Raw genomic sequence first — 21,774 nt, forward strand, 5'->3', positions numbered from 1 at the left:
TCGGCGCGCCGGTGACCGGCTCCAAGGAAAAGGCGTGGGGCGGCTAAGCCTTAGCCAAACCTAGCTAGCACCTCAGCGGAAGGGCGGCTCGAAAGGGCCGCCCTTTTTGCTGTGGGGACCTTAAACTTACGCTGGATCGGGAGACTTCCGGCCCGCCCTGCTGTGAACTAGACTCATGGTGAAGCCGCAAAGAGCCCCCATGCCCGACCTTCGCGAGTACCTCGACCGGATCGCCTACGACGGGCCTGTTTCGCCGAGCCTCGATGTCCTGCACGCCCTGCACCGGGCGCACATCCTGGCCGTTCCGTACGAGAACCTCGACGTCCAGCTGGGACGGCCGCTGACGGCCAGTCGCGAGGCCGCCTGGGAGAAGATCGTCGGCCGGCGCCGAGGGGGTTGGTGCTACGAGATGAACGGCGTCTTCGGGCTGGCGCTCGAGCTGGCCGGCTACGACGTCACACGGGTCGCCGGCGGCGTCGGCCGAGGCGGCGCGCCCGGCATGGCCGGCAACCATCTCGTCAATCTCGTCCGCCTGCCTGAGGGGTTCTGGATCGCCGACGTCGGCCTGGCGGACGGACCGCAAGACCCCTTCCGACTGGAGGCTCACGCCTTCTCGGCGGCCGGTTTCGATTTCCGCCTCGAAGATCTTGGCGATGGCGCCTGGCGCCTGCACAACCACGACCTCGGCGCCGCGCCCTATTTCGACTTCCGCCCTGTCCTCGCGGACGAGGCGCTGCTGGAGAGCGTTTGCCAGGCGATCCAGACCCATCCGGAAAGCCCCAAAAAGCTCAACGCCCTGGTGATGCGGCACACGCCTTCCGGCCTGCTTCAGCTGCGCGGTCGCGTGCTGCGCGAGGTGACGCCGGAGGGCCGCGTGGCGGAAACCCTCATCGCAACCGCCGCGGAATGGGCCGACGTCGTGCGCACGCGCTTCGATCTGGACCTGCCGGAAGCTGCGTCGCTCTGGCCGCAGATCAGCGCGCGGCACGACACCCTGTTCGCCGCGACCTAAAGGCCGGCCGTCGCCGCTACGATCCGCCGGTGCTGCGCTTCAAGCGCAGCGCCATGGACTGCGCACAGGTGGGCCAGCATGGCGATGACGTCCTCGGCCGGCGCAAGATAGAGGTCGCCGCCGAGGTCGCCGCCATCGATGACGCTTTCGTCCAGGTCCGAAAGCGTCATGCCGCACATGGACCATCGATCGAACTTCCGATCCGACGACGCCTCCTGCAACCGGAGCCTGACGTCTTTATGACGATCGTCCTGCAAGATGCTGGCGAAGACCGCATCGACCGCCGCGTCCGCGCCTTCCAGAACCTGACAAAAGTGGACTCCGTCCGACCAGAGGAACCCCGTGACGCCCAGCGCGGCGTTGCGCCCGTGCGATTCCACGAGAATATCTTCCATGGTGCTGGGAAGGGGGCCTGCGGCCCGCGCTGTGATGCGGCTCACATAGAGGAGCCGCTGGATCGAGCCTTGCTTCACCTGACCTCCTGACCGCAGATCCGTACGCACGCCCGTCCGACCGCATACTCCGGCGAAGCCGACTCCAAGTAACAGGTTCGATGTCGGCTTTTTCTTGGCGCGATCAAGTCAGAACTTATCACGTTAAGCGGGCGCGTCGGGCCTTCGTCACCGCGATGTCGAGCGCCTGGAGAAAGCGCGACCGGTCGGCCGGCGCGAAGGGGCGCGGCCCCCCGGTGATCTCGCCCATGGAACGCAGGTGTTCGCCGATGGCCCGCGAGGCCAAGGCTGCGCCAATGTTGTCGGCCGTGTAGAGACGCCCCGTAGGATGCAGCGCCTGGGCGCCGGCGCTGAGCGAGCGTTCCGCCAGCGGGATGTCGGCGGTGATGACGATGTCGCCCACCCGCGCCCGCTCGGCGATCCAGTCATCGGCGATGTCCGGTCCAGCGTCGACCACCACGAGGGAGATGCGGGGACCGCGGGGCGTACGGATCCAGCTGTTGGACACGACGAAGACCGGCAGCTCGTAGCGGTCGGCGACCTTATAGACCTCGTCCTTCACGGGGCAGGCGTCGGCGTCGATGTAGAGGCTCGTCATCGCTCCCTTCTAGTCGCAAATGGCGCAGGCGACAGGCCCGCCAATGCGCTCTAGGAGAGCCCAATGATCCCTTGGGAGCATCTCGACAGCGCGAGCGTGCCCGACGGCGGCGGCGAGCTGCGCCTCATGCGCCGCGGCGCGGAGTGGTCGATCATGGCCGGCCCCATCGAGCTGATGAACAGTCGGCTGAGCGGCTCGGAGGAGGCGCTGGCGAGACTGGCGGCAGCCTGGCTGGGCGGTCGCGCCACGCCGCGCGTCCTGATCGGCGGCCTGGGCATGGGCTTCACCCTGCGCGCGGCGCTGGCCGCCTTTCCGGCCGACGCCCAGATCACCGTGGCCGAACTCGTTCCGGAGGTCGTGGCCTGGGCGCGCGGCCCGCTGGCGAGCCTGTTCGCCGGCAGCCTGGAGGATCCGCGCGTGGTCATCCGGATCGGCGATGTCGCCAACGTCATTCCCCTGGAAGGACCGATCAGCGAACCCTGGGACGCGATCCTGCTGGACGTGGACAACGGCCCCGAGGGGCTGACGCGACCGGCCAACGACGCGCTTTATGACGCAGCGGGCCTCAGAGCGGCATGGGCTGCGATCACCCCCGGCGGGCTCCTGGCGGTATGGTCATCGGCGCGCTTTCCCAGCTTCACGCCGAAACTGCGACGGGCGGGATTCGTCGTGGAGGAACATGCCGTGCGCGCGAGCAGCCGCGGCCGCGGCGCGCGGCATACCATCTGGCTGGCGGCCCGCTAGGGTCCGTATGGGGTTGCGGCCTCTCCTGGGGCGAGGCAGTTATCTGCCGTAGCCGACCTCTCAGGCCTCGTTGCGCCAGGGCTCGTGCGGCTGACCAAACCCTTCCGGTGCGCCGAACTCAGCGCGAGCCTCGCAGGATTGAGCCGATGACTGAAGACCTGCTGAATGGCCCCAGCGAGGCGCCCGCCAGCGGAGCAGCCCCCAGGTCCATCGTCGTGCTGCTGCATGGCTATGGCTCAAACGGGTCCGACCTGATCGGCTTCGTCCCCTATTGGCGCGACGCCCTCCCAGACACCCTGTTTCTCGCCCCAGACGCGCCGCAAGCTTGTCCGGGCACGGCGTTCGGCCGCCAGTGGTGGCCGCTGACCAGCCTCGCGCCGGAGGCGCGGGCGGCGGGCGTACGGGTCTCAGCGCCGGCGTTGAACGCCTTCATCGATCATCACCTGGCCGCCCACGGCCTGGTCGAAGATCGCCTGGCCCTGGTGGGCTTCAGTCAAGGGACGATGATGGCCCTGCATGTCGCGCCCCGCCGCCAGCGTCCCATCGCCGGCGTCGTCGGCTACGCGGGCATGCTGGCCGACCCGGACGCCTTGGGCGAGGAAGTCCGGAGCAAGCCGCCGATCCTGTTGGCGCACGGCGACGCCGACGATGTTCTGCCGCTGACGGCCATGCGTCAGGCGGAGGCCAGGCTGACGGCGCTTGGATTCCCGCTGCAGACCTATGTGGCCGCTGGCCTGGGGCACAGCGTCGACGCTGAAGGCCTAGCGCTCGGCGCGCGGTTCCTGGCCGAGACCCTCGCCTCGCGGCCCTAGAGCACGCCTTCGGTCAGGGGGATGGTGCGCGCGGTCTTCAAGGCCGGCCAGTTCTCGGCGTCCATCCAGTCGGCCCAGGCGCGGTAGGTCCAGAACTGGGCGTGCTCGTTGATCAGCTCGTCGACGTAGGTGATCCCTTCGGCGCGCTTCACAGCGGCGAAGCCTGCGCCCATCTCGTAGTTGAGGGGGTAGCGACGGGCGATTGAGCCGCGCGTGGCCCGCGTCGACTGATCCCAGTTCTCGCCATCGTCCTGCTCCAGAAAGCCGGCCGGCCCAAAGTTGTGGTTGGCGTTGTGGACGACCTCTTCCTGCTGCTCGTCCGAGACAGACTTATCGACCAGGGTGAACCACCAAATTTCAGTGATCTCGGGCCCCTTCGGCAGGCGCAGGCAGACCTGGTTGCCGGTCAGCCACATGTTCGGGAAGATGTTGGGGTGGCCGCCGGCCTCCATGCCGACTTCGCCCAGAATCTCGCGCGCGCCGGGCTTGCGACGGCGCCACAGGTCGCGCTTGCGCGGATTGGTGTCGGGCTCATTCTCCAGCTTGTCGAGCGCCTCGGATGTGACCTTCGGGCCGCCGATGGCGTGACCGTATTCGCCCATCACCACGCGGAAGATCGAGCGCACATAGTCGGGCGTCTGCGGCGAGTTGGGGTTCCGAATGGCCCGGAAGCCCGACATGTAGGCCGAGGCGTGACTGATGGAGGCGTGGTAGAAATCGAACAGGTTATCGACGGCCAGCTTCCAGTTGCAGGTGATCTGGTTCTTCTGAACGCCCTCGACGATCATCAGATCGCCACGTTCCGCCAGGAGGTCGATGCTGAGCCGACCGACCGGGCCCAGGAACTCTTCCAGGTCCGGGGCTTCCGGGTCCATGGTGGCGAAGACGAAACCCTTGTAGCTGGCCACCTTGCCAGCCTTCACCAGGCCCCACTGCGACTTGTCCAGCTGCTCGTGGTAGAAGTCCTTGTAGCCGGGGACGCCGATCAACTGGCCGTCCAGGCCATAGGTCCAGCCGTGGTAGGTGCACAGGAACGATCGCGCATTGCCGGCTTCCGCGCGACAGACCGCATTGCCACGGTGGCGGCAGCTGTTCAGCAGGACCTGAAGCTCGCCCTTCTTGTCGCGAGTCGCGATCACCGATTCTTCGCCGATGAAGCTCAGGAAGAAATCGCCCGCCTTCGGGATCTGGCTCTCGTGGCACATGAAGTTCCACGCGCGGGCGAAGATCCGCTCCAGCTCCATCTCATAGACCGCCTGGTCGGAGAAGATGATGCGGTCGACGGTGTGGCGCGCCACATCGACATAGTCATGAAACGGCTTGTCAGCGCCTCTAAGCATCGCGATCACTCCCAAGATTGGGACGATGGCGTGCCTGAAAGCGCCCGCCGTCAACGGCCTTGGCCCAAGCCCGCAAGTCTTGGCCCAAGATGGCAGATGAGACGGCGGCCCCAAACGCAAAAGGCCCCCGCCTCCAGTGGAGAGCGGGAGCCCCGTGCGACCTCGGCTCGCCCCAACCGATGCCGGGGAAAGCCTTGGAAGGATCGCCGCCGTGAGGCTGCGATGCCTTCTAAACCCAAACGGCTCGGACCTTGTTCCGCACGCCGCGGAATTTTCAAAGACCCGATAGCCTAGTCGGGCGACGCGCCGGAGCAGCCGGACCAGATCACGCATTCAACCTTGGCGTCGTCCGCCGTGAGGCTGACCAGCTTGCCATCCGGCCCAAAGGTCAGGGTCTGGGCGTTGATCCGGGTCTTGCCGCCGCCGCCCACGAGGTTGAGCAACGGCACGAAGGTCACCGGTCGGATGCGCGTTTTCGTCCAGGCGTAGGTCACCGTGCGCGAGCCGTCGGCGTGGAGCTGGTTTCGCGCCGGCGAGCCGTAACGGGCCAGGATATCGCTGTAGTCGGTGACGCCGACCTGGACCTTCTCGACCACCGGCTTCTGGGCGGCGGCCGCACCCGTCGGGGCGGTCATGAGGACGAGGCCACAAGCGAGAACTCTTAAATTCACGCCCATATCGCTCTCCTGCGAAAGGAAAGGCATCCTAGCACAGGCTCGCGCGCTGAGCGCGGCGTAGGCGACTGGCGCGGCCGTGCGGCGATAGAATGGCGCATTTCTGAGCGTCAGCCCGAAGGCGCAGGCAGGCGGCGACCCCTAGAGGGTCGTCCCCGCGTTGGCAGGCACCTGGATCAGGGTGAAGAAGCTCATCACCAGCTCGCCGTCCTGATTGGTGACGGTGGTGGCGGTTCGGACGACGCCGCGGTCGGCGCGGCTTTTTGAGGGGACGACCTCAAGGATCTCGCGGCGCACCCGCAGCCGGTCGCCAGGGCGAACGGTCTTCAGCCAGCAAAGCTCGTCGATGCGCAGGCCCAGCATCGGCGTTGCGCCGAACGGGCTTTCATCGACGAACTCGCGCATCACCCGGGACGCCACGTGCCAGCCGCTGGCGATCAGCCCGCCGAACCGGCCGCGAGCCGCCGCCTCTGGATCGATGTGCATGGGCTGCGGATCGTAGGCCCGCGCAAATTCGATGATCTCGGCTTCGGTGATCTCAAAGGGCTGACCCAGCCAAACTTCACCGACCTTCAAGTCGTCGAGGTAGCGATCTGGATGGGCCACCGAAGTCGCCTCAGCTGACGCGTGCGTACTCGTAGTCTTCACGGCTCGGCGGGCCGGCGAGGAATCCTTCCGAGATGCGCGGACGGCCCTGGCTCACCTTGAAGTGCTCGTCGAGCGCGGCTTGGCTCTCCCACTGCTCGAGCAGGACGACCTTGTCGGGCTCTTGGGCGCTGCGGAAGACCTCGTACTGAAGGCAACCCGTCTCCTCCGCCATGACCGCTTCGGCGCGCGCCCGGAAGGCCTCGGCGAAGTCGGCGCCCTTGCCGGGCAGGGCGGTGAAGGTGATGACGAGGCGAAGGGACATGGCGAGCCTTGCTAGAGGTTAAGCGCGCAGCTCTCGCCGACCGTGGGACGGGAGACGACGATGCGGGAAAGGCCTGGGAAACCCGACTTCAGGCGCTCGACGAAATAGAGGCAGAGATGCTCCAGCGTCGGACTCTCGAGGCCGGGCTTCTCGTTGAGCAGGCCATGATCCAGCTCTTCGGCGACCGCCTTCAGCGCCCGATCAAGTTCGCCCAGATCGACGACCCAGCCCACCGGCTCGACGGCCTCGCCACGGATGGTCGCCTCGACGCGAAAGGAGTGGCCATGCAGGCGCGTGTAGGGGCCGCCCTTGACGACCGGCAAATGGTGGGCGGCGTCAAAGCCGGCCGACTTGGTGATCTCGAAAACTGCGGCGCTCATGACAGGGAGGCTCTACGCGATGCCCAGATACTTGTGGGTCTGGACGCTTAAACGCCACCGTGGGTGGGCGAGGCAATAGGCGATCGCGGCCTGGGTGTTCTCCAGCCGCATCGGCCCGTCCATGGGCTGGAGCAAAAACCGCTCGAAATCCAAGGCCTCGAACCGCTCCGGGTCGACGCCTGGTTGGGGAAAGACCAGTTTCAGTTCCTGGCCGTGGATCTGCACGACGCCGGCGTCGGCCTTTGGGCTCACACAGATCCAGTCGACGCCTTCCGGAACCGGCAATGTGCCGTTGGTCTCGAGCGCGATGGCGAAGCCGGCCGCGTGCAGGGCCCTGATCAGGTCTTCGTCGACCTGCAACAGGGGCTCGCCGCCCGTGATCACGACTAGCCGATCGTGAGGCCCGCCGATCCACGCCGCCTCGATGGCCGCGGCCAGCGCCTGGGCGTTGGCGAACCGGCCCCCGCCTTCACCATCCATGCCGACGAAATCGGTGTCACAGAAGGTGCAGACCGCCGTGGCGCGGTCCTCCTCGCGGCCAGACCATAGATTGCAGCCGGTGAAACGGCAGAACACCGCCGGCCGGCCGGCTTGGCCGCCCTCACCCTGCAGGGTGAGGAAGATTTCCTTGACCGCGTAACTCATCGCGCAGCGAAGGGGGAAGCCGTGGCCGGGCGATCGGCCTCGACCCATTCGGCGTAGCCGCGCGCGCGCAGTTCGCAGGCCGGGCAGGTTCCGCAGCCGGCCCCCCAGGCGTGCATCGTGCGATCCCCCAGGTAGCAGGTGTGGCTGTCGGCGACGACGATCTCGACCAGGGCCTCGCCGCCGAGGGTCCGCGCCAGGCCCCAGGTTTCAGCCTTGGTCAGGAGCATCAGGGGCGTCTCGATTGAAAAGGGCTGCGCCATGCCGAGGTTCAGCGAGGTCTGCATCGCGTCCAGCGTATCGCGGCGGCAGTCGGGATAGCCCGAGAAGTCGGTCTCGCACATGCCGCCCACCAGAGCCACGAGGCCCCGCCGGTCGGCCAGCGCGGCGGCATAGACGAAGAACGCCAGGTTGCGACCGGGGACGAAGGTCGACGGGAGACCCTTGGCGGTCATCTCAATGGCCCGGTCGTCGGTTAGGGCGGAGTCGGCGACCGCGCCAAAGCCGCGCATGTCCAAGATGTGGTCCGGGCCCAGCCGCGAGGCCCACTCAGGGAAGGTCGCGGCGATCCGCTGCCGGACATTGTTGCGGGCGACGAGTTCGACGGCATGGCGCTGGCCATAATCGAAGGCCACCGTCTCGACCCACTCATACCGCGCCAACGCCCAGGCGAGACAGACCGTCGAGTCCTGCCCGCCGGAAAACAACACCAGAGCGCCTGAGGGTCGCATCGCCATGGGCTCCATATGCCCACCCCGTGGCGGTTCGCAAAGCGTCACTGTGGACCTGGCCCGCGAACAGCCAGGCTTTGATGCTCCGTCGAGCAGCCCCGGAGGCAAGAATATTGCCCACGAGCGGCCTATTGCGCGTCCGGCGGCAATGACCTAACCCGCCTCGTTCCACCCTGGGGGAAATTATGGCCAAGGCTGAGAGCGCGCGCTCACTGGAGGAGATCCGATGGCGGATCGACGCCATCGACGCCGAATTGCTCGCCCTGCTCGATGAACGCGCAGGCCTGGCTGGCGATGTCGCGGCCGCCAAGGCCGCCGGCGGCGGACCGCCGACCTTTGGCCTGCGCCCAGGCCGCGAAGCCCATATCGTCCGCAGCCTGGTCGACCGGCCCCGCAAGGCCGCCTCCGCCCAACTGGTGGTCCGCGTGTGGCGCGAGATCATGGCCGCCAACCTCGCCGCTCAGGGCGACTATGCGCTGACCGTGTGGAGCGGGAACGACCAGGCCCGCACCCTGCAGGCGGCGCGCCAAAGGTTTGGCGCCGCACCGACCCTGACCTCGGTCGCCAAGCCCGAGGACGCCATCGCCGCCGCCCGCAAGCTGGGCGGCGTCGGCGTCTGCGCGCTGACCGCCGACAATCCCTGGTGGGGCCGCCTGTTGGCGGAACCGAAGGTGAAGATCTTCGCCGCCCTGCCTGACTTCGAATCGCCGGGATCGGGCGGGGGCCCGATGAGCGCGCTCGCCATGGCCGACGTCGAGGTCGAGCCGACCGGAAACGACACCACGTTCTGGGTGACCGACGCGCCCGGCAAGGCATCTGCCATCGAGGAGGAATTGGGGAAGGTCGGCGTCGCAGGCTCGATCCTGCTGGAGGCGGGCGGCCTGAAGCTCTTTGCGCTGTCGGCCTATTACCAGGCTGAGGACGAGCGCCTGAAGCGCGCGCCGGGTTCGCTGTCCGGCGTGATCGGGGCCGCGCCGGCGCCCCTGGACGTCTGACCATGTCGCGTTTCTGGAGCCCCATCGTCCAGACGCTGTCCCCCTATGTTCCCGGCGAGCAGCCGCGCATCGCCGACCTGATCAAGCTGAACACCAATGAGAGCCCGTTCGGGCCCTCCCCGACCGCGCTGGAAGCCATGCGGGCCGCCGCCGCCGACACCCTTAGGCTCTATCCTGATCCGCAGTCGCTCGCGCTGCGTGAGGCGCTAGCCGCCCGCCATGGCCTGCGCGCCGACCAGATCTTTGTGGGCAACGGCTCCGACGAAGTGCTGGCCCACGCTTTTGCGGCTCTGCTGAAGCACGATCGGCCCCTGCGCTTCCCCGATATCACCTACAGCTTCTACCCGGTCTACTGCGGCCTGTTCGGTATCGACAGCGAGATCGTGCCGCTGGATGAAGCCATGCGCATCCGGCCCGGTGACTATCCGACCGGCGGCGGGCCGGTGATCATCGCCAACCCCAACGCGCCAACCGGTGTGCCGCTGACCCGGGCGCAGGTCCTGTCGATCGTCGAGGCCAATCCAGATGTCCCTGTCGTCATCGACGAGGCCTATGTGGACTTCGGTGGCGAGAGCGTCGTCGCCGACATCGTCGACTATCCGAACCTGTTGGTCATTCACACCATGTCTAAGTCCCGGGCGCTGGCGGGCCTGCGGGTCGGTTACGCCTTTGGCGACGCGGGCCTGATCGAGGGTCTGACGCGGGTGAAGGACAGCTTCAACTCTTACCCCCTGGGGCGCATCGCCGAAGTCGGGGCGACCGCCTCGGTTCAGGATGAGGCCTGGTTCCAGGCGCGCCGCCAGGACGTGATCGCCGGCCGCGAACGCATGACGGGCGGCCTGGCGCAGCTCGGCTTCGAGGTTCTGCCCTCGGCGGCCAACTTCATCTTCGCCAAGCACCGCAGCCGCAGCGGTGAAGAGATCGCTCAGGCCCTGCGTGACCGCGCCATCCTGGTGCGGCGTTTCAACGCCCCGCGCATCGCCGACCACCTTCGCATCACGGTGGGCGCCCCGGAGCAGGTGGGGCGGCTGCTGGAGGCGCTCCGGGAAATTCTCGGCGACTAGGCGGGCGGGCCAGCGCCGACCTGCTCCAGGAGGCTCTGGGCCTCGCCGACGAAGGCGCGGGCGATCTCGGCGGCGTAGGGATTCTGGGTCTGAATGGCTGTGAAGAGCTCGAATGTGTCGCCGCCGATCAGGGCGCAGAGCTCGAGAAGATGCTGGTAGGACGGGGTCTTCAGCTGCTCGTCGGGGATGCCGAGGTTGACCAGCGAGCGGCCGATCAAGTGGGTGAGCGCCTGGACATAGGCCATCTCGCGGTCGTGCTCCTCGGCCGTGGTGACCGTGACCGTTAGGCCCAGAGACCGCCCAAAGGCCGCCATGCGCTCGTGACGGTCGCCCCGCAGCGGGCAGATGACGAAGCGCAGGCCTTCGATGCCGCCCTTGGCGCTCTGCGGCCCGAACAACGGATGGGTGGCGACGAGATCGACGTGGGCGGGCAGCAGGTCGAGCATCAGCTGGGCGGGGACGACCTTCACCGAGCCCACGTCGACAACGAGGGCGCCTGGCCGAAGATGAGGTGCGAGCGCTGCAAACACCGCGGGCATGGCCGCCACCGGCACGGCGACCACGACGATCTCGCAGGCGCCGGCCTCGGCCAGGGTTGTGAACGCGTAGCCCTGCGCGCGGGCATAGGCCTCGGAGTCCGCCGACACGTCGGTGACTTTCAGGTCGAAGTGCGGCGCCAGGATCCGCGCCGCCAGCCGCCCGAACTGGCCAAACCCGATGATGCCCAAGCTTTTCATGCCGTTCGATAGCGCGTGGGCAGGCGCTTCGTAAATCGGCGGCTGAAAAGTTCAGGGAACCGACAGGCGAATTGTGAGATGTAGTCCCGACGTTTAGCCCGCCGGCCGGAGGCCCCCTTTGGCGACCTATTTCTTCGACACCATCACCGCCAGCGACGCCGCCAACTTCACGGCCCAGGACACCCTGGTGTTCCGCGGGGCCAACATGAGCTCGATCAGCTCGACTGTGGCTTATGCGCCGTCCGGCGCAACGGTGACGATCACCAGCGGCGGGTTCTCAAAGATATTCCCGGTCCAAGCCTACAGCGCCGGAAACTTCATCTTCCTCGACGGCACGGGCCTCTATGTGGGCGGGGCCGGGCCTGACGTCCTGGCCATCGCCACGGCTGATCGCTACGCAATGTACGGCGGCCAGGGAGACGACATCCTGACCGGCGGCGGCGGCGCCGACGTTATGCAGGGCAACCAGGGCAACGACATCCTGGCTGGCGGCGCGGGCGCCGACACCATCTTCGGCGGCCAGGGCGACGACGTGATCACCGGCGGCGCCGGCCAGAACTTCATGCAGGGCAATATCGGCGCCGACATCATCACGGCGCTGGGCGCCTCGACCATGCTAGGCGGCCAGGGCGACGACAGCCTGACGGGCAGCCTTGGCGCGGACTTCCTAAGCGGCGACCTGGGCGACGACACCATCGTGGGAAGCGGCGGCCTGGACTTGATCTACGGCATGGCCGGCAACGACGTGATCACCGTCGGCCTGGGCGCCAGCACGGTCGAAGGCGGCGACGGGAATGACCAGCTGGTCGCGGGCGCAGACTCCCGCGGCGCGATCCTCCAAGGCAACGCCGGCGCCGACACCCTGATCAGCCAGGGGGTCAACAACACCCTGCTGGGCGGCCAGGGCGACGACGTTCTGCTGGTTTCCGGCGCAGGGCCCGCCGCTCTCTTTGGCGACGCGGGCAATGACAGCCTGCGCGGCGGGTCGGCGGCCGACAGCCTGACGGGCGGCCTGGGCAACGACACCCTGAACGGCGGCGGCGGGGCCGACGTCCTGTCCGGCGGCGCCGGCAACAACCTTTTTGTCTTCGACACCCCGACCAATGCGCCGCTGAATGCGCTCGATCAGGTGACTGACTGGACAATCCTGTCGAAGCTGCACTTCGGCGACGCGACGCGACCGGCGGGCAGCGCGACCAACTATACCGAGCTCGCCTCAGCGGGTAGCGCCGCGGCGGCGCTTTCCCAGGCCCAGGTCGCGATGAACTCTACGGAAGCGCGCTATGTGGCCGTCCAGGTGGGCAATTCGGTCCTGGTCTTCGCCGACTCCGACGGCGACCGGGTGGCCGACACCGCCGTCGCCCTGGTCGGCCGCACCCTGGCCGATATCGCCTTCACCTCGATCGCCTGACAGCCCGTCAACCCAGGAAGGCGGCCGTCTGCTCAATGGCCTCGACCAGGCTGACCCGCTGAAGCTCCACGCCGGATGGCAGGGCGGAGAACAGCCGGGTAGGCGCGGCGGCGTCAAGCATCACGAAAACGCCCTTGTCGTCGGCCCGGCGGATCAGCCGGCCAAACGCTTGGGCGATCCGGCCGCGGGCGATGGCGTCGTCATACCCTTTGCCGCCAAAGCGCCCGCGACGCGCCTTGTGCAAGATGTCCGGCCGGGGCCACGGCACGCGATCGAAGACCAGCAGGCGCAGCGCCCGGCCCGGCACATCGACCCCGTCTCGCACGGCGTCGGTGCCCAACAGGCAGGAGTCGACCTCGGCGCGGAAGATGTCGACCAGAGCGCCGGCCTCGAGCGGATCGACGTGCTGGGCGTAGAGGCCCAGACCCTTGTCGGCAAGCGGACCGGCGATGCGTTCGTGCACGGCGCGAAGGCGGCGAATCGCAGTGAAAAGGCCAAGACCCCCGCCGCCGGCAGCCAGGAACAGCTCACGCATGGCGGCGGCGACCTGGCGCGCGTCGTCCCGGCTGACGTCGGTGACCACCAGGCAGCGGGCGTTGGCGGCGTAATCGAAGGGAGAGGCGAGGCGCAGGGTCTTGGGCCGCTCGGGCAGTCGCGCCGCGCCGGTGCGCATCTCCGCCAGGGCGAAGGGATCGGCGAGCGCCGGGTCGGCGAGGGTCGCGCTGGTGACCAGGACGCCGTGGGCCTGGGAGATGACGGCGTTTGTGAGGGGCTCGGTGGGATCGACCCAATGGCGGCGGCAGGCGGCGTCGACGACGCGGCCATAGAGGAAGGTCGCATCGAACCAATCGACGAAATCGGGATCGTCTTCCGAGTCCTCGTCGATGGCGCGCAGCATGGACCGCCAGGCCGGAAGCGTCATGCGCGCACGCCGGTCCAGACCGCGCAGGGCGCCTTCGATGCGGGCCCGTTCGGTCACCGGCAGCTCAGCGGCTTCGTCGTCGAGCACGTCCTCCAGTCGCCGCGCCAGGGAGAGCAGGGGCGCCTCCAGCCGGGCGAGCGCCTGAGCCGCCTCGCGCGCCGTCTCACGGACCAGATCCAGAGCGGGCCGCGCTGAGCACTCCATCCCCAGATCCGGAGCGCCGGAGCCTTCCCGGCCGGCTCGGGCCCGAAGCTGTTCGATCACCGCGACGAGGAAGGCCTCGATCGGTCCATGTGGATTGACCTCGCCGCCCGGCGGGGCGATGCGGCCGGACCAACCTTCACCTGGCAGGGCTGCGGCGGCGCGGACGGCTTCGGCCAGAGTCTCCCGGGCGTCGTCATAGTCCGCCAGAACCTCGCCGAGCCGGGCCTCGAGGCCGCGCCCCCGCCGACCACGCCCTTCCGGGCCGCGGATCCAGCGGCGCAGTTCGGCGGACTCGGCTCCTGAAAGCTGGGCGGAGAAGGCGTTGTCGGCCGCGTCGAACAGATGATGGCCTTCGTCAAAAACGATGCGCTTGAGCGCCGTCGTCTCGCCGTCCGCCTTAGAACCGCGGGCCGCACGGGCGCCGTCGAAAGCGGCCTGAGTGAGGACCAGGGCGTGATTGGCGATGACCAGATCGGCGCGCCGAGAGGCGCGGATCGCCTTCTCGACAAAACAGACGCGATAGTGCGGGCATCCGGCGTGAACGCATTCGCCGCGCCGGTCTACCAGGTTCTGCGGCCCGGCCTGGTTCTGCACCCCGACGGCGAACAGCGTCGGCAACCAGGCGGGATAGTCGCCACCGGTCATGTCGCCGTCGCGGGTGGCCCGCGCCCAGCGCACGGCGAGGCCCAGCCCCACGAGGTCGCCAGCCCCCAGCTGGGCGGAGTTGCCCATGTCCTGGAGGTTCAGCAGACACAGGTAGTTTTCGCGGCCCTTCCGCACGACCGCGCGTTTGGCGCGGGTTTTCACATCGGGATAGAGGGCGTGGGTCTCGCGCTCGATCTGCCGCTGCAGGGCGCGGGTATAGGTGGAGACCCAGACCGCAGGCCCGTTGGCCTCGGCCCAGACAGAGGCCGGCGCAAGATAGCCCAGAGTCTTGCCGATGCCAGTCCCCGCCTCAGCCAGCATCATCCGCGGCTCGCCCTCCCGTTCGCGCGGCTGGAAGACGAAGGCGGCTTCCTGCGCGAACTCGGACTGGGCGGGGCGCGCTTCATCGAGGCCGGCGCGCACGAGCAGATCCTTCAGCCGAGCCGCGGCGGCGGCGGGCTCGACCGGCTTGGAGCCAGGCTCGCCGGGCGGGGCCTCCGCCTCCCATTCGATCAGACGAGTCCAGACATCGAGGCCGCCGCCGCGGAAGACGTTGCTGATCGGCGCGCTGCGCAGGGCCGAGGCGCAGGCCAGGCCCCAGGGCCAGCCGGCGCGGGCCAGGGTCTCGGCGATCGCCAAAGCCTCTTCGCGCGACGGTTCCGGGACTTGGGCGAGCTCCTCCAAGAGCAGTTCCGCCGCCTGGCGCAGGGAGGCGGCCTGGGCGTCGGAGCCCTTGGGCTCGGCCAGGCCCAACGCCAGCGCCAGCCCCGCGGCGGAGGGGGCGCAGAACCGCGCTGGTCGGACGAAAGCAAAGAGCTCCAGCACGTCGAAGATACCCCCCGTCCGCGGCGGCGCGTTCAAGCCCAGTCGACGGGCGGTCATGCCGGCGTGGGCGACCAGGACGGGGCCGTGTTCAAAGAGATCCCGCGCATCCGCCAGGCGGATCATCTGCGCGCCGCGGGCATCGGCGACGGCGGCACGACCTCCCGGCGGGACCACAAGGGCGGGCGCGAGGTCGATGGCCGGCACGGCGACGGTCATGGCCGATCGCCCAGATCGCCGCAGCCCCTTACGCCAACCCCCATCACGCCCGACATGCGCTCCCTCGACTCGCAGCCCGGACCATACACGCAGCGAATGGAAACGGAACAGGAACATGGTATAGGCGCTGGGATGGCTGTCGCCGCCCGCGTTTCCCCGACCCTGGGGCCTGTCCTGCCGCCGCGGTTCGACGCCTGGTTCGCGGCGCGCGGTTGGCGGGCGCGCGCGCACCAGCTCGAGATGGTCGAACAGGGTCGGGCCGGCCACGACGCCCTGCTGATCGCGCCCACGGGCGGCGGCAAGACCCTGGCCGGCTTCCTGCCCAGCTTGATCGACATCACCGAGCGCGCGCCGGCCAACAGCGCGCGCGGCGTGCATACCCTCTACATCTCGCCGCTGAAGGCCCTGGCGGTCGATGTCGAGCGCAACCTGATGGCGCCGATCCTGGAGATGGGTCTCCCGATCTCCGCCGAGAGTCGGACCGGCGACACGGGCATGGCGCGCCGCCAGCGGCAGCGGATCAAGCCGCCGGATATCCTCCTGACCACGCCGGAGCAGCTGGCCCTGCTGTGCGCCTGGGAGGGGGCGGCCCTTTTCTTTCAGGACCTGCGGTGCGTGGTCCTGGACGAGATCCACACCCTGCATGGCTCCAAGCGCGGCGACCTGCTGGCGCTGGACTTGGCGCGCCTACAGACGCTGGCGCCGATGATGCGCCGCGTCGGACTGTCGGCGACGGTTGACGACCCGGCGGTGATCACCCGCTGGATGGGTGGCGGCCGGCCAATCGCCGTGGTCCGCGGTCCAGCCGGGGCTGAACCCTTGGTCGACATCCTTCTGTCGGAAGGCCGCGTGCCTTGGGCCGGCCACACCGCGCAACACGCCATGGCCGAGGTCTACGAGACGATCAAGAAGGCGCGGACGGCGTTGGTCTTCGTCAACACGCGGTTCCAGGCGGAGTTCGCCTTCCAGGAGCTCTGGCGGCTGAACGACGACAACCTGCCGATCGCCCTTCACCATGGATCGCTGGCGCCGGAGCAGCGGCGCAAGGTCGAGGCGGCCATGGCGCGCGGCGAGCTGCGGGCGGTGGTCTGCACCTCGACGCTCGATCTGGGCATCGACTGGGGCGACGTTGATCTTGTCATCCAGCTGGCGTCGCCCAAGGGCGCCTCGCGGATGGTCCAGCGGATCGGCCGGGCCAACCACCGGCTGGACGAGCCGAGCCGCGCCTTGTTCGTGCCCGCCAACCGCTTCGAAATGCTGGAGTGTCAGGCCGCGCGGGAAGCCATCGCCACCGGCTCGCTGGACGGCGACGCCCCGCGCGTCGGCGCCCTGGATGTCCTGGCCCAGCACGTCATGGGCTGCGCCTGCGCCGAGCCCTTCGAGCTGGTCGCGCTCTATGAGGAGGTGCGGTCCGCCGGGCCCTATCTGGACCTCACCTGGGAGGACTTCGAACAGGTCGTCGATTTCGTCTCGACCGGCGGTTATGCGCTGAAGACCTATGACCGGTTCCGCCGGATCGTCCGCGACGAGGACGGCCGCTGGCGGGCGCGCAACGCCCAGATCGCCCAGGCCCACCGCATGAACGTCGGCGCCATCGTCTCGCCGGCGGTGCTGACGGTCCGCATGGCGATGCGCGGCGGCAAGGGAGGCCGCAAGATCGGCGAGGTCGAGGAAGGCATGCTGGAGATGCTCGATCCCGGCGACACCTTCATCTTCGCCGGCCAGACCTGGGCCCTGGAGGCGGTGACCAATCTCGACGTGCTGGTGCGGCCCGCCAACGACCGCGACGCCAAGATGCCGTCCTGGGGCGGCTCGAAATTCGCGCTGTCGACCTTCCTGGCCAAGCGGGTGCGCGAGCTGATGTACGACCAGGAGCATTGGCAGGTGCTGCCGCTCGACGTACGCGAATGGCTGGAGGCGCAGCGCGACCGCTCGGTCATCCCGCGTGAGGACGAGATGCTGCTGGAGACCTTCCCGCGGGGGAAGCGGCGCTTCATGGCGATCTATCCGTTCGAAGGGCGCCTCGCGCACACCACCCTGGCCATGCTGCTGACGCGCCGGCTTGAGCGCCTGGGCCGGGCGCCCCTGGGCTTTGTCTGCAACGACTATGCGCTGGCGATCTGGGCGATGAAGCCGCTCGATGATCTCGATTTCGACGCCCTGTTCGACGAGGACATGCTGGGCGACGACCTGGAGGCGTGGCTGGCCGAGAGTTTCATGATGAAGCGGGCCTTCAAAGGCTGCGCGGTGATCGCCGGCCTGATCGAACGGCGCTTTCCCGGCCAGGCGCAGAAGTCCGGTCGCCAGGTCACCTTCTCCACCGACCTGATCTACGACGTGCTGCGCAAACATGAGCCGGACCACCTGCTGCTGCGCTGTGCGAGGGCCGACGCCGCGACCGGGCTGATCGACGTGGCGCGACTGGGCCAGATGCTGGCGCGGATCCGCGGCCGGATCCGCCATGCGCCGTTGGAGCGGCTGTCGCCCTTCTCGGTTCCGATCCTGCTGGAAATCGGCAAGGAGCGTGCGCCGGGCGCGAGCCATGAGGCGGCCATCCTTCAGGAAGCGGAGGAAGACCTGATCGCCGAAGCTCTCTATCTGGACATGGCATGAGCGCCCCGCCTTTCGCCTGGAAGTTCGCCGCGCAGGCCTGCGGGTCCATTGCCCTGCCGCTGGGCGAGGGCGCGGCCCGGATGCGTCCGTCCGGCGCCCTCTGGCTGGAGGCGGCGCGCGCGCTTTGCGTCGCCGACCTGCATCTGGAAAAGGGCTCGGCCTATGCGGTCCGCGGTCAGATGCTGCCGCCCTACGACACCCGCGAGACCCTGAGCCGCCTGGAGGCGGAGGTCGCGGCGCTCGATCCGGCGATGATCGTCCTGATGGGCGACACTTTCCACGACAGAGCCGCAGAGACCCGCCTGCCGCTGGACGACGCCGGCCGGCTGGCGGCGCTGGCGCGGGGACGCGACCTCATCTGGATCGTCGGCAACCATGACGCCGATGGTCCGCGTTCGCTTCCGGGCGCTGTCGTCGGCGAGATCGTCCTGCAAGGCTTGACGCTTCGCCACGAGCCCCTGCCCGGCGCCCGCCCCGGCGAGATCGCCGGCCACCTGCACCCGGCGGCGAAGGTGCGCGCCGCCGGCGGATCGGTGCGCCGCCGCTGTTTCATCACTGATGGCGAGCGGGCGATCCTGCCGGCCTTCGGCGCCTATGCGGGGGGCCTGAACGTCCGCGACGCGGCCTTCGTCGGCCTGTTCGCCCGCAATCCCCTGGTGGCGGCGCTGGGCAAGACCCGCGTCCACGCCATTGGCTGGCGCTCGCTGGCAACGGACCGCGGCTAGATTCGCAGCGCGCCACGCAGGGTGGCGACCCGGGCGTTGGCGGCCTGGCGCTGGTCGGGGGTCAAGCCCTTCCAGATCTCCCGGAGCGCCTTGCCGGCTTCGGCGTCGCCGGCGGTCGCGGCGACGCTGAACCAGGCGCAGGCCTCCACCGGGTCGCGCGGCGCGCCGGAGCCCGCCGCGTACATCATGGCCAGGTTGTGCTGGGCCGGGGCCAGACCCTTCTCGGCCGCAGCGCGGAACCAGCGGACAGCCCGCGGCAGATCCTTGGGCGCGCCGTCGCCGTTGAAGTAGGCGAGGCCCAGCTCATGCATGGCCGCGGGGTCGCCGGCCGCCGCCATGCCTTCGAGGCGGGCGATCGCGGGATCAATCTGCGGCGCGGGCGGCGGCGTTGCGACCACGGGCGTGACAGGCGCTTCCGGCCCATCGCGCAGGAGGAATACGCCGGCGCCCGCCAGGGCCAGGCAGCAGGCGGCGGAAGCCAGGACCACGGCCACGCGACGGTCCGCCGCCGCCCGGCGCCGCGCCACGCCTGCGCCGGGCGGCGCACGGGCGGGGATTGGGATGAAGTCGGCGTCGTCGTCGGTCAGGGATGACGCTCCCGTCGCCGCCGCGGGGTGTTCGGCGCGCGCCTCCATCGGCGGGGTGGTCTCAAAAAGGTCCTGCGCCGACGGACCATCCGGCAGGGCCGCGTCGGCGGCCAGCAGATCGAAGGGCGTGGGCCCCAAGGGCCGCGATCCGCCGGCGGCGCGGGCCGCGTTGATCCAGTCCGCCAGGCGGCTCTCACTATCGCGCAAGCGCTGGGCGAGGTCGTCGATCGCCTCAGCTGAACGGGCGTCAGTCTCGGCCAGACCGCGAAGTTTCGATTCCGCAAGCCGCAGCCGGCGGTCGAGGGCGCGGGCGAGCGCGATCACTTCCCGGCCAAGCGCCTCGATGGCCTCGGCGTCAGCGGGACGGGCCGCGGAGACCGGCGGCTGGTCAGGCTCCGGCCGGCTGGCCTCCTGGAGGATGGCGCGATTGAGCCATTCGCCGAGAGTCAGGCCGGCGCGGCGGGCCATCAGCTTGGCCGCCTCGCGGGCTCTGACATCCACGCCCTTTACGCTCCAGGGCGCCTGCAAGGCCATCGCCCGCTCCTGACCGAGTCCAAGATGCTGGTTTAGCGCAAGCCGCGCGCTTTCCAAGGCCGCGCCGACCTGCGATAGGCCGGCCAATGTCGCTCGCGCTGACTCTCGCCCTGATCGGGCTGTTCCTGGCGATCGCCCTCTTCGCCGGCTGGCGCGGGGCGCGGCCGCCCAATCCGCACAAGGGCCCCCGCCTGATGCCCTGGCGGTTCATCATGATGCTGTCGACGGCGCTGGCGATATTCGTCGTGGTCCACCTCGTGAACCTTTTGGGCGTGACCACCGGCCGGCCCTAGGCGGCCTGCTCGAGTTCAGTCGTCTCAGCCTTCTTCGGCCGCTTCGCGAGGCCGGCCACGCCGCCGGACGATAGCAGACCCACGTCAGCGAGCAGAATGGGGATCGCCCACTTGCGCGGCGCGGCCACGTAACGCGGCTGCCACAGGGGGTCGTACTTGTCCTTGTACCGCCGGACGCCCTGGAAATTGTAGATCTCCTCGGCGCGCTCGAAGAGCAGCCGGCCGACCCGCGACATGATCGGCGCCAACGGCCGGTCCTCGAGGCCCGCCAGGGGCGCCATGCCGAATTCGAAGGCCTGGTAGCCCTGGTCGCGGCCCCAGGCGATCAACTCAACGAAGAGGTAGTCCATGATGTTCTTCGGTGCGGCGTCAGCGTAGCGCATCAGGTCCATGGAGAAGGAGCCGCGCTCGGCTGTGGTCCAAAGGGTTGCGAAGGCCATAGGCTGGCCCCCGATGCGAACGAGCGCGATCGGGAATTCCGCGAGGTAGCCGGGACTGAAACCGCCCATGGAGAACGACTTCTCACCGCCCGCATGTCGGGCCAGCCAATCATCGGATATGGCGGTCAAGTCCGGCATCACGGCGTGGACGGCCGCGCCCTGGATGACCTCGAAGGTAGCCCCCTCCTCGCCCGCCTTGCGCCAGGCGCGCCGCAGATTGCCGCGACGGCGACCCTCGACCGAGAATGTATCGAGCGGCACGGCGGCGGATTCGCCGACCTTCTGGATGGCGAACCCGAGCTCGACGACGTCGGGCAGATCCTCCGCCCCCAGGCCATAGAGGCCCGGCCGGGCGGCGTGGGCGTCGGCCAGTTCGCGGAAGCGCCAGAGCAGCTCCAGCCGCTCGTCGCGGCGGCCGACCGGCGGACCCAGTGCGATCCAGGAGCGGCTGCGCACGCCGAACATCAGAAAGCTTTCGCCAGAAGCCGAGAACAGGAACCGCTTGTCGCCAAGCAGGGCCAGGTTGGATCCCGGTTCAGCCCCTTGCGCCTTGGCCAGGATCGCGCGGACGCGATCGAATTCTGGATCGGTGTCGCCGACCACGGGCGGGGTCGCCGCCGAGGCGATCAGCCGCCAGACCCCGAAGGCGAAGAGCACCAGCGCCGCACCGATCCAGGCGCGCATGGCGCGCGCAGCGTCGGCGTCGACCATCACCCGCCACCAGGGCAAGGTCGCATAGTCGGCATGCTGGAAGGACCACAGGCCGATCAGGCCGGCGCCGACCACGCCGCAACCGGCCGAGAACAGCCAGCCTGGCGTGACCTCCATCCGGCTGAGGCGCGCGCTGCGGCCAAACGCGGCGCGGAACGGCGCAAGCAGGGCGGCGACGAGGCAGACGACGGCCGTCTCCTCCCAATTCAGCCCCTTGAGCACGGTCAGCAAGGCCGCCAGGAACAGAGCGCCCAAGGCGGCGATCCAGGCCGCGCCCAGGCGGGCTCGTAAACCGAAGGCGAGCATGACGAGGATCAGACCGACGACGCTGCTCAGGAAGTGGCTGGTCTCGATCAGGAAGATCGGGGCCACGTCGAGCAGGCGCATGAAGCGGTAAGGTTCCGACGGCGAAGCCCCGGAGGCCATCAGCATCACCCCGGTCGCAAGACAGAGTGTCGCGGCTGTCCAGGGCGCGACCGCGAAGGCGGCCGGCTTCAGCGCATTGAACGTTCGCATGCGGCGGCGGCTCTCGTGGTCGTCATTGCAATGGGGTTGCG

General features: G+C 68.9%; 22 protein-coding genes. 9 read left to right on the forward strand and 13 right to left on the reverse strand.

Going from position 1 to position 21,774, the window contains the following annotated elements:
- Positions 1-199 precede the first annotated feature (199 nt).
- The gene (locus tag BN1313_RS00005; protein WP_176695842.1) at positions 200-1,012 is read left to right on the forward strand and encodes an arylamine N-acetyltransferase family protein; all 813 of its coding nucleotides are present in this window, start codon (positions 200-202) and stop codon (positions 1,010-1,012) included.
- Here BN1313_RS00005 and BN1313_RS00010 read toward each other — a convergent pair.
- Positions 1,009-1,485, reverse strand: coding sequence for a BLUF domain-containing protein (locus tag BN1313_RS00010; protein WP_176695843.1), 477 nt, complete (start codon positions 1,483-1,485; stop codon positions 1,009-1,011). The genes BN1313_RS00005 and BN1313_RS00010 overlap by 4 nt on opposite strands.
- 118 nt (positions 1,486-1,603) lie before the next feature.
- A complete protein-coding gene (locus tag BN1313_RS00015) occupies positions 1,604-2,062 on the reverse strand; it encodes a YaiI/YqxD family protein (protein WP_091734804.1) in 459 nt (152 codons plus the stop codon).
- Between the two features lie 63 nt (positions 2,063-2,125).
- On the opposite strand from BN1313_RS00015, the gene BN1313_RS00020 reads away from it, so the two are divergent.
- Together BN1313_RS00020 and BN1313_RS00025 are read left to right on the forward strand one after the other, a co-directional pair.
- Positions 2,126-2,806: a spermidine synthase family protein gene (locus BN1313_RS00020; RefSeq protein WP_091734807.1), complete on the forward strand. Its 681-nt coding sequence runs from the start codon at positions 2,126-2,128 to the stop codon at positions 2,804-2,806.
- A gap of 146 nt (positions 2,807-2,952) precedes the next feature.
- A complete protein-coding gene (locus tag BN1313_RS00025; RefSeq protein ID WP_091734810.1) occupies positions 2,953-3,618 on the forward strand; it encodes an alpha/beta hydrolase in 666 nt (221 codons plus the stop codon).
- Here the strand turns inward: BN1313_RS00025 and BN1313_RS00030 are convergent.
- The 7 genes from BN1313_RS00030 to queC form a co-directional block, all read right to left on the reverse strand.
- On the reverse strand, positions 3,615-4,958 hold the full coding sequence (locus BN1313_RS00030) for an aromatic ring-hydroxylating oxygenase subunit alpha (RefSeq protein WP_176695844.1): 1,344 nt from the start codon (positions 4,956-4,958) through the stop codon (positions 3,615-3,617). The genes BN1313_RS00025 and BN1313_RS00030 overlap by 4 nt on opposite strands.
- A 290-nt stretch (positions 4,959-5,248) precedes the next feature.
- Entirely contained in the window at positions 5,249-5,593 is a 345-nt protein-coding gene (locus BN1313_RS00035; protein WP_091734815.1) for a hypothetical protein, read from the reverse strand.
- Between the two features lie 180 nt (positions 5,594-5,773).
- Positions 5,774-6,238 (reverse strand): MaoC family dehydratase, encoded by a 465-nt coding sequence (locus tag BN1313_RS00040; RefSeq protein WP_091734817.1) that lies wholly within the window; start codon positions 6,236-6,238, stop codon positions 5,774-5,776.
- A 10-nt stretch (positions 6,239-6,248) separates the two neighbouring features.
- Entirely contained in the window at positions 6,249-6,542 is a 294-nt protein-coding gene (locus BN1313_RS00045; RefSeq protein ID WP_091734820.1) for a putative quinol monooxygenase, read from the reverse strand.
- An 11-nt stretch (positions 6,543-6,553) separates the two neighbouring features.
- Entirely contained in the window at positions 6,554-6,922 is a 369-nt protein-coding gene (locus tag BN1313_RS00050) for a 6-pyruvoyl trahydropterin synthase family protein (protein WP_091734822.1), read from the reverse strand.
- Between the two features lie 12 nt (positions 6,923-6,934).
- Entirely contained in the window at positions 6,935-7,567 is a 633-nt protein-coding gene (gene queE / locus BN1313_RS00055) for a 7-carboxy-7-deazaguanine synthase (protein ID WP_091734825.1), read from the reverse strand.
- Positions 7,564-8,301, reverse strand: a complete 738-nt coding sequence (gene queC / locus BN1313_RS00060) for a 7-cyano-7-deazaguanine synthase QueC (protein ID WP_245620037.1) — start codon at positions 8,299-8,301, stop codon at positions 7,564-7,566. The genes queE and queC overlap by 4 nt, the downstream gene beginning before the upstream one ends.
- Positions 8,302-8,480: 179 nt before the next feature.
- Between queC and BN1313_RS00065 the strand changes: the two genes are divergently transcribed.
- Positions 8,481-9,290: a chorismate mutase gene (locus tag BN1313_RS00065; RefSeq protein WP_091734828.1), complete on the forward strand. Its 810-nt coding sequence runs from the start codon at positions 8,481-8,483 to the stop codon at positions 9,288-9,290.
- 2 nt (positions 9,291-9,292) lie between these two features.
- Positions 9,293-10,354, forward strand: a complete 1,062-nt coding sequence (gene hisC / locus BN1313_RS00070) for a histidinol-phosphate transaminase (protein WP_091734832.1) — start codon at positions 9,293-9,295, stop codon at positions 10,352-10,354.
- Here the strand turns inward: hisC and BN1313_RS00075 are convergent.
- Complete coding sequence (locus tag BN1313_RS00075) at positions 10,351-11,091, reverse strand: prephenate dehydrogenase/arogenate dehydrogenase family protein (protein WP_091734834.1); 741 nt, start codon at positions 11,089-11,091, stop codon at positions 10,351-10,353. The genes hisC and BN1313_RS00075 overlap by 4 nt on opposite strands.
- Before the next feature lie 118 nt (positions 11,092-11,209).
- Between BN1313_RS00075 and BN1313_RS00080 the strand changes: the two genes are divergently transcribed.
- A complete protein-coding gene (locus BN1313_RS00080; RefSeq protein ID WP_091734837.1) occupies positions 11,210-12,502 on the forward strand; it encodes a calcium-binding protein in 1,293 nt (430 codons plus the stop codon).
- A 7-nt stretch (positions 12,503-12,509) separates the two neighbouring features.
- Here BN1313_RS00080 and BN1313_RS00085 read toward each other — a convergent pair whose 3' ends face one another.
- Entirely contained in the window at positions 12,510-15,314 is a 2,805-nt protein-coding gene (locus BN1313_RS00085; protein WP_091734840.1) for an ATP-dependent DNA helicase, read from the reverse strand.
- A gap of 132 nt (positions 15,315-15,446) precedes the next feature.
- On the opposite strand from BN1313_RS00085, the gene BN1313_RS00090 reads away from it, so the two are divergent.
- Positions 15,447-17,927: a ligase-associated DNA damage response DEXH box helicase gene (locus BN1313_RS00090; protein ID WP_091742007.1), complete on the forward strand. Its 2,481-nt coding sequence runs from the start codon at positions 15,447-15,449 to the stop codon at positions 17,925-17,927.
- On the forward strand, positions 17,924-18,652 hold the full coding sequence (pdeM, locus tag BN1313_RS00095; protein WP_091734843.1) for a ligase-associated DNA damage response endonuclease PdeM: 729 nt from the start codon (positions 17,924-17,926) through the stop codon (positions 18,650-18,652). The genes BN1313_RS00090 and pdeM overlap by 4 nt, the downstream gene beginning before the upstream one ends.
- Here the strand turns inward: pdeM and BN1313_RS00100 are convergent.
- Positions 18,649-19,773 (reverse strand): tetratricopeptide repeat protein, encoded by a 1,125-nt coding sequence (locus tag BN1313_RS00100; RefSeq protein ID WP_141653046.1) that lies wholly within the window; start codon positions 19,771-19,773, stop codon positions 18,649-18,651. The genes pdeM and BN1313_RS00100 overlap by 4 nt on opposite strands.
- Before the next feature lie 86 nt (positions 19,774-19,859).
- Between BN1313_RS00100 and BN1313_RS00105 the strand changes: the two genes are divergently transcribed.
- Complete coding sequence (locus BN1313_RS00105; protein ID WP_091734848.1) at positions 19,860-20,066, forward strand: hypothetical protein; 207 nt, start codon at positions 19,860-19,862, stop codon at positions 20,064-20,066.
- Here the strand turns inward: BN1313_RS00105 and BN1313_RS00110 are convergent.
- A complete protein-coding gene (locus BN1313_RS00110) occupies positions 20,063-21,733 on the reverse strand; it encodes a phosphatidylglycerol lysyltransferase domain-containing protein (protein ID WP_091742010.1) in 1,671 nt (556 codons plus the stop codon). The two genes, BN1313_RS00105 and BN1313_RS00110, sit on opposite strands and share 4 nt — an antisense overlap.
- Positions 21,734-21,774: the final 41 nt, after the last annotated feature.

Source organism: Phenylobacterium immobile (ATCC 35973), from assembly GCF_001375595.1.
GTDB classification, from domain to species: Bacteria; Pseudomonadota; Alphaproteobacteria; order Caulobacterales; family Caulobacteraceae; genus Phenylobacterium; species Phenylobacterium immobile.

Bases quoted from the DNA above. Each gene is read 5' to 3' on its own strand.
- BN1313_RS00005 (WP_176695842.1), top strand. From the start codon at position 200: ATGCCCGACCTTCGCGAGTACCTCGACCGGATCGCCTACGACGGGCCT.
- BN1313_RS00015 (WP_091734804.1), bottom strand. From the start codon at position 2,062: ATGACGAGCCTCTACATCGACGCCGACGCCTGCCCCGTGAAGGACGAG.
- BN1313_RS00020 (WP_091734807.1), top strand. From the start codon at position 2,126: ATGATCCCTTGGGAGCATCTCGACAGCGCGAGCGTGCCCGACGGCGGC.
- BN1313_RS00025 (WP_091734810.1), top strand. From the start codon at position 2,953: ATGACTGAAGACCTGCTGAATGGCCCCAGCGAGGCGCCCGCCAGCGGA.
- BN1313_RS00030 (WP_176695844.1), bottom strand. From the start codon at position 4,958: ATGCTTAGAGGCGCTGACAAGCCGTTTCATGACTATGTCGATGTGGCG.
- BN1313_RS00035 (WP_091734815.1), bottom strand. From the start codon at position 5,593: ATGACCGCCCCGACGGGTGCGGCCGCCGCCCAGAAGCCGGTGGTCGAG.
- BN1313_RS00045 (WP_091734820.1), bottom strand. From the start codon at position 6,542: ATGTCCCTTCGCCTCGTCATCACCTTCACCGCCCTGCCCGGCAAGGGC.
- BN1313_RS00050 (WP_091734822.1), bottom strand. From the start codon at position 6,922: ATGAGCGCCGCAGTTTTCGAGATCACCAAGTCGGCCGGCTTTGACGCC.
- queE (WP_091734825.1), bottom strand. From the start codon at position 7,567: ATGAGTTACGCGGTCAAGGAAATCTTCCTCACCCTGCAGGGTGAGGGC.
- queC (WP_245620037.1), bottom strand. From the start codon at position 8,301: ATGGCGATGCGACCCTCAGGCGCTCTGGTGTTGTTTTCCGGCGGGCAG.
- BN1313_RS00065 (WP_091734828.1), top strand. From the start codon at position 8,481: ATGGCCAAGGCTGAGAGCGCGCGCTCACTGGAGGAGATCCGATGGCGG.
- hisC (WP_091734832.1), top strand. From the start codon at position 9,293: ATGTCGCGTTTCTGGAGCCCCATCGTCCAGACGCTGTCCCCCTATGTT.
- BN1313_RS00075 (WP_091734834.1), bottom strand. From the start codon at position 11,091: ATGAAAAGCTTGGGCATCATCGGGTTTGGCCAGTTCGGGCGGCTGGCG.
- BN1313_RS00085 (WP_091734840.1), bottom strand. From the start codon at position 15,314: ATGACCGTCGCCGTGCCGGCCATCGACCTCGCGCCCGCCCTTGTGGTC.
- BN1313_RS00090 (WP_091742007.1), top strand. From the start codon at position 15,447: ATGGCTGTCGCCGCCCGCGTTTCCCCGACCCTGGGGCCTGTCCTGCCG.
- pdeM (WP_091734843.1), top strand. From the start codon at position 17,924: ATGAGCGCCCCGCCTTTCGCCTGGAAGTTCGCCGCGCAGGCCTGCGGG.
- BN1313_RS00100 (WP_141653046.1), bottom strand. From the start codon at position 19,773: ATGGCCTTGCAGGCGCCCTGGAGCGTAAAGGGCGTGGATGTCAGAGCC.
- BN1313_RS00105 (WP_091734848.1), top strand. From the start codon at position 19,860: ATGTCGCTCGCGCTGACTCTCGCCCTGATCGGGCTGTTCCTGGCGATC.
- BN1313_RS00110 (WP_091742010.1), bottom strand. From the start codon at position 21,733: ATGCGAACGTTCAATGCGCTGAAGCCGGCCGCCTTCGCGGTCGCGCCC.